The sequence below is a fragment of the Labilibaculum sp. genome, assembly GCF_963664555.1.
Classification (GTDB): Bacteria; Bacteroidota; Bacteroidia; order Bacteroidales; family Marinifilaceae; genus Labilibaculum.
Genome location: NZ_OY761461.1, coordinates 4,553,454 through 4,566,451, shown reverse-complemented (window position 1 = coordinate 4,566,451; position 12,998 = coordinate 4,553,454). Strand labels below are relative to the sequence as shown.

Below are 12,998 nucleotides of genomic sequence, written 5' to 3'. Positions count from 1 at the left end.
ATGCTCGACATTTACAAACAAATCACGCCTGTTCGACGTGATTCCTTATTCCCCTTAACTTAACGAACCGCCGTATACGAGACCCGTACGTACGGTGGTGTGAGAGGTGCATCCCGACTATTTTAGTCGGGACCATCTACTCAATTACAACACGTTTATTCTTCATAATAGGATTCTATTCCTTTCGTTAAAAATTCTCTAAACAAATCTATTGACTCATTAAAATAATAGGAGTCAGATAGCTGATTCCCTTCTGAGTCAATGATATATAATACTGGCAGATCATTGTTGCTAGACAGCTGTTTTTGATAATATTGGTTTATTTTACCTATTTGCCTAATGGTATCATTTGCTTGTTCAGAATAAATATGATATTGTGGAAGTGCTTTACTTTTATCATCAACATATAGGCACGTAATAACATACTTTTGTTTTAATAGTTTTAATATTTCTGAATCAGACATAACAAAAGCTTCAAATTCTCGTGATTCTACAGAACCATGTCCGGTAAAGTATAATAAAAGGGGCTTATTAGAAATACGTGAACATTCCATTCCTTCAGCTAATTCAAAATAACCATCTAATTTGTGAGGTAAATAGAACCAGTCATAATAACTTGGAATTGGACATTCCATCGTGTTTTTAGGTTCATAATATGTCATTAATTCTTGAATTACATCAGAGTAAGTCCAATTATTAATTTCATTTTCTTCTATTATTTTTTTGATTTTAGTAATGTCAAATTCAGTTAGGTTTAATTGCATTAAAAGCTCAAGATCTTCTTCCCATGATGATAATGTAGCTGGCTTGTCAAAAATTTTATTTTTGGTCATTACTATTTGGCGACCAACTTTAAATTCTTCCCGTTTTATTACATCTTCGATTATTATTTTTAAGTCTCCATATGTGACATTCTTATCAGTATCTTTTCTTACATTGAATTTTTTTAAAAATTGCAAGAGAAAATGTATAATCATGCCATCTTCGTCATTTCCCAATAGCACCTCCTTATCTACTGAGTCAAAACTACAATCAAGTAAGATTTTAATTTTTTCTACAAATTCTTTCTTCTCATTTTGAACTGCGATTAAATCTATTTTCTCAGACAAAAGCTTTTCACAATTATCTTGTGCAAAACATGAAGAGCCAATTAAAACTAGTATGACTAATAATACCTCCTTAATTCTTTGCATTCCTATGTCAATTTTTAAATGTGTTGTAACGGTTGGTACATGTTGTCGGGGCGGATTTCGGAGAGCGTTCCTGTCCGAAGGACACGGAACTGCGAAACGGGAATCCGCAGTTGGCGTACCACCGAACCCCGCCCTGCAATATGTACTGTGTGTGTGCCCTGCATGAGCATGACCACACCCACCGAAAGGTCGTTGAAAATGTTAAATATACAAATTTAGCATAAACAATGATTCTTGGAGGGTGTATTTTTTTTCCAGAGGGTGCAAGTCCCTTATGCACTGTGGTGACTCTCAGAAGCATTAGTAAGTCGCAAGGTGGTTTACCGTGAGGTATGCACTGAAGGAAGCGAGACTACAAAATCCGGTACTGACGAACAGGAACCTGATATGAGGCTATAAGTTTGGATAAGGCAGCACATCATGTCGACGTCCCAGCTCTTTAAATAAAGAGAATAAATGAAGTAGTAGATCAGGCAGGCATTGGAGGAAGGTACCGACCGTAGGAAGATCATGAACACTATATTAAAATTATTACGTGAATAAAATGTTCTTACCAGGGGAGGTCTTGTCAACCACGAGTTGGTTATGGCAAGAATTGGAGCGAAGCGGAAATCGCGAATTCGCATGGAATTATTTTATGAGCAACTCAGCAGAGGCCATAGTAGCTGTAAGACCATGAGCCACAAATAGAGATTGTGGAGGACTCACAGAGCAGTGAAGGGCTGAACGTTAAGTTGTTTCAAATGTTGCAAAGAAGCTGTTGTTAACAACTCTAGCTTTGTATTAAGCGGAACAGGGAAAAGAAAAAGTAAACTAAAATGATTGAACAAATACTAACAGGAAAGAACCTGCTGCGGGCGATGTATCAAGTCCAAAAGAACAAAGGTTCGGCAGGAGTTGACCATATGCCCGTGACTAAACTTTCAGAACTCATGTCGATTAATCGAGAGGAGTTGAAAGAAAAGGTTCGTTCGGGTAACTATTTGCCTCAAGCCATTTTAGGAGTTGTACCGAACGAAGTGAGATCATGAACACCTTTTAAAATATAGTTTGGTGAATAAATTCCAAAAGGAAACGGGAAGATGCGCTTATTGGGTATCCCGACTGTAACCGACCGTTTGCTTCAGCAAGCGGTACTTCAAATTATCACGGCAAAGTTTGAGTTCGATTTTTCGGACTTTAGCTTTGGGTTCAGACCGAACCGAAGTCTGCATCAGGCAGTACTAAAAGCTCAGGGATATATCAACGATGGCTATCAGCATATTGTAGATATTGACTTGAAGACCTTCTTCGATGAAGTCGATCACTGCCATTTACTGCAACAGCTATATCGCAAGGTAAAATGCAAAGCAACAATGCGTTTAATCCGCAAATGGCTGCGTGCCCCGATCTTAATCGAAGGCAAGTTGGTCAAACGCAGAAAAGGCGTACCGCAGGGGAGTCCATTGAGTCCGTTGCTGTCCAATATCATGTTGCATGAACTGGATCGGGAACTGGAAAAACAGGGATTGAAATTCATCCGCTATGCCGACGATTTTAGTATTTATACCAAATCGAAAGCTACCGCCCGAAGAGTTGGGAACAAGGTTTACAAGTTTTTACGAAATAAACTCAAGTTGACAATTAATCGGGAAAAGAGTGGCATTCGGCGACCTGTTCATTTTACCGTTTTGGGTTTTGGCTTTGTGCCTACCTACAGGAAAGGTGAGCGGGGCAAGTACCAACTGATAGTATCAGAAAAGAGTTGGTGCCGAGCGAAGCGAGACCATGAACACCTTTAAAATTGGATTTTGTGAATAACATGCTGAAAGAAAAGCTCAAACTAATCACTCGAAAAACGACACCGATGAGCTTTGAGGAACGCATCCAAAAACTGAATGAGGTTCAGCGGGGTTGGGTAAATAACTTCCGTATGGCAAGTATTTTAGTCAAACTTCAAGATCTCGACGGTTGGCTGCGCAACAGGCTCAGATATTGCATTTGGCACCATTGGAAAAAACTTGAACGAAAACGGAAAAACCTGATTCGTTTAGGAGTTGAACAAGGACAAGCCTATGCATGGTCTCGTTCACGTATGGGTGGTTGGGCGATTGCTCAGAGTCCTATTTTGGTAACTACTATTACTCTTGAAAGATTGCGGAAACGCGGTTATGAATCTATGCTCGACATTTACAAACAAATCACGCCTGTTCGACGTGATTCCTTATTCCCCTTAACTTAACGAACCGCCGTATACGAGACCCGTACGTACGGTGGTGTGAGAGGTGCATCCCGACTATTTTAGTCGGGACCATCTACTCAATTTAGCAGCTGGCATTCGTCTCTTCTCATAAATTTTCTTCAATCCGTATATCAAAAATAATATCAATGTTATAAATCCAGAGAAAGCAGATGTATTCTCAACTCCTGCATCAAAATCATCAATTGGAATTACATTTTTCAATATAGCACCTATGAATAAAAGTACCAGAAAAATACGAATCAATAATTTAAAATATTTACTTTTTACAATCAATTCATAGAGAGCTATAATCATAAATGATAAAGCAATAGTCCAACCACCAAACATAATATCAATAGGTATATTATCCTGTTCAATTTGCTCTAACACTTTTAAATAGTCCAAATAACTAAAAAAGGTAATTACGTGTAAAACTACCGATAGTATCAGGAAAATATATTTAGCTATTAATTTAATTAGTCTTTTCATTCCAAATTCCAAGATTGTTATCCTTAGCGTGTTTTTCTGCTTGTATTAACTTTTCAATAAAGTTATTATAGTCCCTTTTTCGGATATAGTCTTTAACTTTTGCTTTCTCACCTTTTATCATTTTGTTATGCTCTCGTCTCAATCTTATATTCTCAAACAAACCATAAGAACCAAATATAGAAGGTTTCATTCTTCGTAAAGTTGGTTTCTGCATTGTTCCTCTAGGAAAACACCCTTGCTTAATAAGAAATAAGTTTAAAGTGTCAGACTTACTTACTATCCAACAGTATGTCATTTTGGAATCAGGGTCAGCAGTCATTGTCGGCCCCATACTCGATACTGGAATTACTAAAGCATCCGGATTATTAATAAACCATTGATTGATTAATGAATCTGAATTGTCTGAGCGAGGTGTTCTAAAATATCCTTGACCTAACAAACAATAAGTATTTGAACTGTCACTCTCAAAATACCCAAATATTGATTCGAACTTAAAATCCTCAAGTTTTTTAATATCCTTAATCTGTCCACTGCATGATAGCTGGAATAGAATCAATATTGTCAGTATGAAAATCTTATTAATCATTTTTTAGTTAATCAGTTATGTCTGTGTCGTTCAGCCTGCTTGCTGCTAACGGTGGTGGTATTAAAAGTTGCCGTGTTCGAAGCGATTACTTATCAAGGTACACGAGAGTTTTATAAGAGCTAAACCCTTGAATAACCCACTGTCCCGGCAATTTTTTATACCACGTGTTATAGCGCGTACTTTTTTTGTCATTCTATAATCCGTCTTCTCTTGATGATAGCCAATCCTTGTATTTTATTTTAAAATCATCACGAGTCTTTGTGTCAGGCAATATTATATCCATACCACCATCATATGGAACAACGGTTATATTTTTCGTTGAGTTTACAAACATTGCTCTAATCTCACAATCAGCAATCTTTGTCAACAAATCATTAAATTTATCCGATTCCCATTTGTCAGGTTTCATATAAATCTCATAATATACTTCATCGTCTTGATATTCGTCAGGTCGAATTTTATGTAATGCTAAAGTATCAATCTTGTGAAATTTGTCTAAGTCAAAATAGTCATCAGACAAAGGGCTTGATAAATCATAGTTATAAAATCCTATAACAATAAAAAAATCATCCGATTGAAATAAATCACTAATCAATCTGTTTTGCCTACTCAAAATGATTTTATATTCATCATCGCTCTCTGCATATCTTTTTGAATCAGGTAGGTTATGAATCCGAAACCATCTATTGCTAAAAATAGTCTTAAGTTCGTAATCAATCGGATACGAATCAGGATAAGTCTTAGTCCAATATGTCTTAAATTGCTCTGGTGTCATTTTTTAATATGCGCTATAACTCCTAAATAAAGAAATGGGCTTTATTTCGTTAATATTTTAGTGAAAAGTGTATTTACCGACCCATATCGGGCAGTAATGTACACCTAATTATGATGACAATATGAAATGTCATCGGTAAAAGCCATACTAAAGTAGTGAATTGAAACAAAGATTCAAGCTGTCAAAGTTGCCAACTTGCAGGCCTGCGGATAATTGCCTGAAAAGGGCATTTTGAACTGGGGGAGGACCAAAAGGAGAGTTGTTTTTTCATCTATTGCAGTTTTGCTTTAGCCAACTGAAATTAAAATATTGTTCATGTTTTGCTTTGGCATCATTTGATCAGTTGCTTAAAAGCAACGGCAATAGATGTTTTGCATTCGCTTCATTTCACTCCTTCAAGCCTTTATATTTCCTGTTATCATTTGCCTCAAAACAAGAGCAATCTTGCTTCAACTTACTGGCCGAAGCCAAATCTTTCTTCACGCTTTTAGCTTGCAGCAGTGATTTTACTCGAAACCACACGTGCTTTTGGTCAAAACCACGTGTGGTATTACTCAAAACCACACGTGCTTTTGGATGAAACCACGTGTGGTTTGCATCGAAACCACACGTGGTTTTCTGAAAAGATCAAATTTTGTTAAATCCAGCGTCGTTTACTGCTTTTATAATGCGACTGTTGGCACGGTAATTAACACCTGCATTTTTAATTGAAGCCGAGCTTACTTTCGCAGCTTCCAGCTCGCCGGCACTGCTTATTGATGGGTAAAGACTGCCTGTTTTTTTCCAGTCTAATACCGATTCGTATTTGAATTGAAAATCGACGAAGTCAAATAATCCCTATCTGCGCCAACTGGATATTGATTCTTATATATATCGGTATCATTTTGCATTGGGTGCAAATTCGCAGCCAAAGTCTGGCTTTGGCTTAATTCATTGGAAGGAAAAGAAAGATGTCCAAAAAGTAATTATTTCGTACGAAAATGAAATTCAGTCTTACCCCTGCCCCTAAAGGGAGACTGAATTTCAACGACTTCCCTTTAGGGAATTTGAGGGTAAAAGTCGTTGAATAGGATAAGATTCAACTTTTTGCACAGCCTCTTTGTAATGCAGCTTCGCAGGTTCTTATTTTACTTCTCTACATTGTAACCAACGGCTTCAATCTGCTGTGCAATTTCTTCACGGGTAACTTTATCCTTTTCCACTTTAACAGTTACTTTACTATTTGTATGGGAAGCTTCCACTTCAACAACCCCATCAATTTGTTTGAGACTATTTTTAATTGTGTTTTCGCAGCCGGTGCAGGTCATACCGGTTACGGTCAATTCCATTGTTTCATAGTCAACCACTTGTGTTGTTTCGGTTTTTTTGCTCTCTGCTTTTTTAGTATTCGACTGGCAAGCGGCCAGGAAAGCAATTGCAAATACTACGATTAGAATTTTTTTCATTTTAACAGGGTTTAGTTGAATTGTAAATATAAAAAGGATTGATGTAAATGTCCAGTCTGTGACAACAAGATGGGAACAGCTCTAAAAGTAAAGTTTATCGATACTAATCAGGATCATGATCATCAGGAAATACAGGTTTAAGCGCAAAAACAATTTCCGAACCGTTATTCTATCGTAATTTTTTAAAAGAATAAAACTATTGGGGATAATGAATAATGACATGGCCAGCAAAGACCAGATCAGAACTTGTGACGAGAGAACATCGAATATGGGAAGCAGCAAAGCGACCATGATGGTAGCCAGCATCCATATTAATGTGATGTTGTGAATTTGTTTTACGCTAAACACATCAGTCAGTACTTTAAAGCCTCCTTTTTTATAATCTTCGCCATAGAGCAGCAACAAGAGCCAAAAGTGCGGAATCTGACCAATAAAGAAGAAAAAGGAAAGGGCTAAAATGGGCCAGTCCAAAAAATTACCGCCTGCTGCAGCGTAACCAATCATTGGAGGAAATGCACCGCTTAACGCTCCGGGAACAACAGCAAATGCCGAAATCTGTTTTAAGGGAGTATATACCAGGTTGTACCAAAAGATGGAGAATATGGCCAGCCATAAACTTTCGGTAGTGCCTCCCAAAGCCAAAAGGCCACAGCCCGAAAGCAGGAAGAAAACACTCCATTTCACTGCTTCCGAAATGCTGATTTTTCCGGATGGAATGGGCCGGAATCTGGTGCGGTTCATTAACGCATCTTTTTTGTGCTCCTGAATGTGGTTTAAAGCTGAAGCTCCGGCCACAATCAGAAAAATACCAAACACCACATAAGCCATATCCAATGAGAATTCGGGAGAATACAGTAAATATCCAGTGAAACAGGAAATGGCTATTGGAACAGCGATTTTAATTTTTCCCAATTCAGAGAGTGTTGATATTTTCGGGGATATGCTCATAAGTTGTTTAATTAGAAAGCGTCTTCATGAATTCAATGATTTCGTCGATATCATCTTCTGTCAATTCGTTTTTATAGGAAAGCATCAAACCTTTGCTGTACCCCTTTACAATATCATCGTTAGGATTGTAGATGGAGTTGATTACATAGGCTGTATCGACATTTACTTCTCTTGTTTGACCATTTGTAATTACGGTTTCGGTTTTGCCAAATATACCTTTCCAGCTTGGGCCAACCAACTTCGATCCATCGAGCGAGTGACAGGCCAGACAACCATTCTTCTTAACGATGATTAAGCCCAAAGCACCGGGTTTATCAGTAATAAGAGGAACGGTTTCGGTTGTATCGATGTACCAGCTGTCGAATTTATCCTGTGGCATTACAATTACAGATGTTTGCATGGAGGAGTGCCGCAAGCCGCAATATTCTGTGCAAAACAAATCGAATTCGCCTTCCCGGCCGGGAATGAACCACATCATTTGTTTTTTTCCGGGAACAATATCCTGCTTTAACCGAAACGAGGGAATGTATAAACTGTGTATTACATCCAGAGCTACCAAGTCCAGTTTCACAGCACGATCCAAAGGAACATACAGGGTATCTGTTTTTTTGCCGTTTTCATATTCGAACTGCCAATTCCACATTCTGCCAACACTTTTAATTACAAAAGCATCGTCAGGGACTTCCTTCATCGGTTTGTAACCCATCCATCCGTAATAAAACATCACCATCACCAATAGGGTGGGAATAACCGTCCAAAGTATCTCAAGGGAAACACTTCCGTGGATTTGGGTGGCTACCGGATTTCTTTCTTTGCGATATCGGAATACAAAGTATATCATGGTAGCTGTGATGGCGATGAGGAAAAAGAAAATGATTCCTAATATCACCTCGAAAGAAGTATCTACACCTTTCACAAAATTTGAAGCATCGGGTATTGCTTTGGAAGTCATAAGCTATCGGTATAAGTAGTCTAAGAACGTAATTAAAATCACACAGGCAAACAGCAGTAATACCCCGCCTATCATTATGGAATAGAACTTTTTGTCGAACTTTAGGTGCATAAAAATCAGTAATACCAATAAAGATTTACTGCCTGCCAGCAGTAATGCCGCCGAAACTGTGTACGGACCTAAATTAATACTCGTTATGGCCACTGATGTAAAGGTCATGAGAAGCAAAGCAATCAAAACAAATACATAGGTTTTGTATTTTACAATGTGGGTGTGTTGTTCTTTTTCCATAACAGTGCAATTAAGTGATTAGGTAGAATAAGGGGAAAAGGAAAATCCAGATTAAATCGACTAAATGCCAATACAACCCACTGTTTTCAAGTATTGCGAAGTTGTCGTGTTGTACCTCATCTTTTACAACCAGTCTCATTACCCAGGCAATAAATGCGACTCCTATAACAATGTGTAAGGCATGAAGCCCGGTCATGGCGTAGTACAAACCAAAAAACAATATTTCTCCCTGACTGGCTTCCATTAGCGTAGGACTACCAGGATAAATTCCATGTGCAATTTTTCCACTCCACTCAAAATACTTATTCACCATGAATAGCACAGCTAATAAAATAGTAACGCCCATTAATAGCAACGTAAGTTTTTTATTTTTATACTGCATGGCACTGATGGACATGGCGATGGTCATACTGCTCACCAAAAGAATAACGGTATTTACGGTGCCGATAAAAGTATCCAGCTCTTCGGCGGCCAAATGGAAAGCAGCCGGGTTTAAGTAACGGTATACCGAATAGACAATAAACAATCCGCCAAAAAGCAGCAGTTCAGTAAATATAAAGATCCACATTCCTGTTTTAGCACCTTCATCGTCGCGGTGTTCATCAATGTGTGCATGATTACTCATAGTCGTATGGCAGTTTGGTTACTACTGGGATTTTGGCAAAATTTTCAAGTGTCGGAGGACTTGCAGTTGTCCATTCCAGTGTTTTTCCTTTCCAGGGATCAGCTTCTGCAATTGCTCCTTTGCGGGCCGAGCGAACCAAATTGGTAATGATAATGATCAAACCTGAAATCATCAGCATGGCTCCAAACGAGGAAACGATGTTTGGTCCGTGAAATTCTTCAACATAGTCGTAATACCTGCGGGGCATTCCAATCATTCCTAAATAAAACATGGGAAGATAAAGTGTGTTAAAACCAGTAAAGAATACTGCCAAACCTATGTTCGCCCAACCTTTGTCGTACATTCTTCCAAACATTTTTGGGTACCAGTAATGCAGAGCTCCAAAAAATGCATATCCGGTGCCTCCAAAAACAATAAAGTGAAAGTGAGCAACCACAAATGCCGTATCGTGCAAATGAACGTTGGCCGATAAGGCACCCAGTACCATTCCTGATAATCCTCCGATCATGAAAACAAAAAGAAAGCAAAGAGCCCACAAGAAAGGGGTTTGAATATCGATGGAAGCTTTATGAAGGGTAGCCACCCAGTTGAATATTTTAATGGCACTGGGAATGGCCACTAAAAATGTCAGAATCGAAAATGTATACAGGGCCGTTCCACTCATTCCTGATGTAAACATGTGATGTCCCCAAACAAAGTAACCAACAAATGCAATTGCCAGTGTTGAAACGACAATGGCTTTGTATCCAAAAATGGTTTTTCGTGCGAATGTTGGAATAATCTCCGAGATCACCCCCATCGCAGGCAATATCATGATGTAAACAGCTGGGTGGGAGTAAATCCAGAATAAATGCTGATATAAGATTGGGTCGCCGCCTAAGGCAGGATCGAAAAAACCGATTTGCAGGGTACGTTCCAGTACAATCATTAGTAAAGTAACACCAACAATAGGCGTTGCCAGTACCTGAATCCAGCTGGTACCGTAAAGAGCCCAAGGGAATAGCGGCATTTTCATCCACGACATACCGGGAGCTCTCATTCTATGCATGGTAACAATAAAGTTGATACCTGTGGCAATAGATGAGAAACCCAGTATAAACGCACCAGTAACGGCCGGCAGCATATTTGTTCCGGTTCTAAAACTGTAGGGAGCGTAAAATGTCCAGCCCGTATCCGGAGGTCCGTCACCAAAAAACTGAGCCGAAAGTGCAATTGCAGCACCTAAAATATAGATCCACCACGATAGAAGATTCAGCTTGGGAAATGCCACATCTTTTGCCCCAATCATCAGAGGCAGAAAGAAATTTCCAAACACAGCGGGTAAGCCCGGAACCACGATTAAAAAGATCATGGTGATCCCGTGAAGGGTAAAAAAGCTGTTGTAAGTTTGGGCATCCATAATGGTTTTCCCGGGTGCTATCAGCTCTATTTTCATTAGCAGCCCCAGAATAGCGGCTACACTAAAAAGCACCAGCATGCTGTATAAATACAACAAGCCGATTCGTTTGTGGTCTGTTGAGAAAATCCATGCAAATATTCCTTTGTATCGTCCCTGATATTCAAGGTAGTTTAGCTCATGGTTTTGAATTACGGTATCAGACATAGGTATAGTGTTAATTTTTTATCTTAATCAGAACCACAGATTTCACAAATTTTGATAGATCGTATTTGTGTTAATCTGAGGAATTAGTGGTTTAATTAATTTCGTTTCCTTTTAGGTTTCTTAAACACTAACAACAGAAATACGATCAGTCCCATAACTAAGATGATGGTTCCTGTTATTTTCGTGATGTTTAAAACGTAGGCTTGTCCTACCGGATCGTAGGAATAGCAATATTGAAGTAGTTTGTTGATTGTTGGTCCTGCCTGTCCTTTAGAGGCTTCCATCATCGCCAGCTTAAACTCAAATGGCAAAAAGTAGGTGCCATTTAAATAGCGGGTGATCTTGCCATCGGGACTTGTTACAATAACTGTGGCCGCATGAGTGTATTCGTTGCCGGTTTTTTTATATCTAAATCCCAGTGCTTTTGTTGCTTTGGCAATATTCAGGCTGTCGCCGGTATAGAATTTCCAACCCTCCTGAGTGTTTTTGCCTTTGATTAAGGACTTGTAGTTGTTTTTCTTTTTAACGGCCAGATCATATGTTTCCTGAGGATCAAAACTGATGGTGATCACTTGATAATCTTTAGCGATTTCCAAGTCACTTTTTTGAATGACATCTGCAATGCCATCCATTAAAGGGCTGCAGATACCCGGGCAACGGAAGTAGACAAATACAATTGCAGTAGGTTTGTTAATTTGATCTTTTAAAAAGATCAATTCGCCGGCTTCGTTAGTTAATTGTATGTCCTCAGGAATGGTATCGTCAAGATGTTCTATGACTCCAACCTCTATGTCGTAATACAAGTCTTTTACGTCTTGACCAAATGATAAAGAAGTAATCAAGATTAGCAGAAAAGAAACAGTAAGTTTTAATTTCATAAATAGTCCTCCATTGTTTAGGGTAAAGGAGAGAAATGGGGCAATTATTTGGCAATCATTACTCTGATCCATATAAATATATAAAAATATTTGATTGGGGCTTATGTCTAATTGCCTTTTTTTGCGGTAGTTAGCTATTTAGACTGTAGGATTATTTTGATAATTCACGGTGTGTTTGCTATTTTTACTGGATCTAAAAAAGAATAAGGAGTATGAATAAATTGAACGTAATATTTCTGACAATGCTTTTTTTTCTAATTTCTTGTGGTGGATCTGAGAAAAAAAACGCAAAGGAAAAGCTTGTGAGTTCTGAAATATCACTAATTGATATGGAAAAAGGAGCTCAACTGTATAGAGCCAAGTGTATGAACTGTCACATGAAGACGGGTGGAGGAATTGAAAAATTTTATCCTCCTTTGGCTAATTCCGATTACTTGAAGAAGCATACGGAAGATGCCATAAAAATGGTGAAGTACGGAAGTAATAAACCCATTAAAGTAAATGGGGTAAAGTACAACAGTTTGATGCCTGCATCCGGTTTAACAGATAAGGAATTGGTCGCCGTTTTTAATTATATTCTGAATTCCTGGGGGAATGATTATGGGGAGGTTTCTCTTGAACAGGTTGAGGCTGTAAAGAGGTAAATAAGCTTTTGGCTATGGCATTGGAGTGGTGTTTCTAAAACCGTTCATCCATCAGCCAAAAGCTGTTTGTATTTTAATGTACATTCGATTTTATACGATAATATTCTTTTCGGAGTCGGTTTACACTTAGAATTTTAATCTGTTCTTCTCCGCTTGTTTCACTAATTTTTTTAACGGCAACTTTACTTTTTTTCTGATGATCGGGGTAATGACAAGCTTTGTATTTTTTACCGCTGCTGCAGAAGCATTTGTCATTTCGTTCAATTCTTACGTAGTAAAAGGAATCTTCTTCTGTAGTGTTGAAAAACGTCAACAAGTTGTTAAGTATTTTTTTCATGGTGTTAGAAT

At 38.4% G+C, this 12,998-nt stretch carries 16 protein-coding genes; 4 read left to right on the top strand and 12 right to left on the bottom strand.

The genetic code is table 11. The annotated features are described in order from the left end of the window. Window positions 1-155: 155 nt before the first annotated feature. Complete coding sequence (locus ACKU4N_RS18185) at window positions 156-1,193, bottom strand: hypothetical protein (RefSeq protein ID WP_321318827.1); 1,038 nt, start codon at window positions 1,191-1,193, stop codon at window positions 156-158. Window positions 1,194-2,011: 818 nt separating this feature from the next. Here ACKU4N_RS18185 and ACKU4N_RS18180 point away from each other — a divergent pair. Genes ACKU4N_RS18180 through ACKU4N_RS18170 form a run of 3 tightly spaced genes read left to right on the top strand, consistent with a single transcriptional unit; the run spans window position 2,012 to window position 3,414 of the window. After that, window positions 2,012-2,224: a hypothetical protein gene (locus ACKU4N_RS18180; RefSeq protein WP_321318824.1), complete on the top strand. Its 213-nt coding sequence runs from the start codon at window positions 2,012-2,014 to the stop codon at window positions 2,222-2,224. Window positions 2,225-2,275: 51 nt separating this feature from the next. After that, window positions 2,276-2,974, top strand: coding sequence for a reverse transcriptase domain-containing protein (locus ACKU4N_RS18175; protein ID WP_321318822.1), 699 nt, complete (start codon window positions 2,276-2,278; stop codon window positions 2,972-2,974). A gap of 20 nt (window positions 2,975-2,994) precedes the next feature. Next, window positions 2,995-3,414, top strand: a complete 420-nt coding sequence (locus tag ACKU4N_RS18170; RefSeq protein WP_321322752.1) for a group II intron maturase-specific domain-containing protein — start codon at window positions 2,995-2,997, stop codon at window positions 3,412-3,414. A 54-nt stretch (window positions 3,415-3,468) separates the two neighbouring features. Here the strand turns inward: ACKU4N_RS18170 and ACKU4N_RS18165 are convergent, their stop codons facing one another. From ACKU4N_RS18165 to ACKU4N_RS18120, 10 genes are all read right to left on the bottom strand, one after another. Continuing rightward, window positions 3,469-3,903 (bottom strand): hypothetical protein, encoded by a 435-nt coding sequence (locus ACKU4N_RS18165; protein WP_321318820.1) that lies wholly within the window; start codon window positions 3,901-3,903, stop codon window positions 3,469-3,471. Then, entirely contained in the window at window positions 3,887-4,489 is a 603-nt protein-coding gene (locus ACKU4N_RS18160) for a hypothetical protein (RefSeq protein ID WP_321318818.1), read from the bottom strand. Before ACKU4N_RS18160 ends, ACKU4N_RS18165 begins: the two co-directional genes overlap by 17 nt. Before the next feature lie 193 nt (window positions 4,490-4,682). Next, a complete protein-coding gene (locus ACKU4N_RS18155; protein ID WP_321318816.1) occupies window positions 4,683-5,264 on the bottom strand; it encodes a DUF3885 domain-containing protein in 582 nt (193 codons plus the stop codon). Window positions 5,265-6,391: 1,127 nt separating this feature from the next. Further along, window positions 6,392-6,709, bottom strand: coding sequence for a cation transporter (locus ACKU4N_RS18150; protein ID WP_321318814.1), 318 nt, complete (start codon window positions 6,707-6,709; stop codon window positions 6,392-6,394). A gap of 81 nt (window positions 6,710-6,790) precedes the next feature. After that, entirely contained in the window at window positions 6,791-7,657 is an 867-nt protein-coding gene (locus ACKU4N_RS18145; protein ID WP_321318812.1) for a protoheme IX farnesyltransferase, read from the bottom strand. 7 nt (window positions 7,658-7,664) lie between these two features. Next, the gene (coxB, locus tag ACKU4N_RS18140; protein ID WP_321318810.1) at window positions 7,665-8,609 is read right to left on the bottom strand and encodes a cytochrome c oxidase subunit II; all 945 of its coding nucleotides are present in this window, start codon (window positions 8,607-8,609) and stop codon (window positions 7,665-7,667) included. 3 nt (window positions 8,610-8,612) lie between these two features. Continuing rightward, window positions 8,613-8,900 carry a cytochrome C oxidase subunit IV family protein gene (locus tag ACKU4N_RS18135; RefSeq protein ID WP_321318808.1) on the bottom strand — a complete coding sequence of 96 codons (288 nt, stop codon included), beginning with the start codon at window positions 8,898-8,900 and terminating at the stop codon, window positions 8,613-8,615. 10 nt (window positions 8,901-8,910) lie between these two features. Next, window positions 8,911-9,525, bottom strand: a complete 615-nt coding sequence (locus tag ACKU4N_RS18130) for a cytochrome c oxidase subunit 3 family protein (protein WP_321318806.1) — start codon at window positions 9,523-9,525, stop codon at window positions 8,911-8,913. Next, window positions 9,518-11,128 carry a cytochrome c oxidase subunit I gene (locus tag ACKU4N_RS18125; protein ID WP_321318804.1) on the bottom strand — a complete coding sequence of 537 codons (1,611 nt, stop codon included), beginning with the start codon at window positions 11,126-11,128 and terminating at the stop codon, window positions 9,518-9,520. Before ACKU4N_RS18125 ends, ACKU4N_RS18130 begins: the two co-directional genes overlap by 8 nt. Window positions 11,129-11,223: 95 nt before the next feature. After that, window positions 11,224-12,006 (bottom strand): SCO family protein, encoded by a 783-nt coding sequence (locus ACKU4N_RS18120; protein WP_321318802.1) that lies wholly within the window; start codon window positions 12,004-12,006, stop codon window positions 11,224-11,226. Window positions 12,007-12,218: 212 nt separating this feature from the next. Between ACKU4N_RS18120 and ACKU4N_RS18115 the strand changes: the two genes are divergently transcribed. Continuing rightward, window positions 12,219-12,650, top strand: a complete 432-nt coding sequence (locus ACKU4N_RS18115) for a c-type cytochrome (protein ID WP_321318800.1) — start codon at window positions 12,219-12,221, stop codon at window positions 12,648-12,650. Window positions 12,651-12,723: 73 nt separating this feature from the next. Here the strand turns inward: ACKU4N_RS18115 and ACKU4N_RS18110 are convergent, their stop codons facing one another. Next, window positions 12,724-12,987, bottom strand: a complete 264-nt coding sequence (locus ACKU4N_RS18110) for an SEC-C metal-binding domain-containing protein (RefSeq protein WP_321318798.1) — start codon at window positions 12,985-12,987, stop codon at window positions 12,724-12,726. Window positions 12,988-12,998 lie beyond the last annotated feature (11 nt).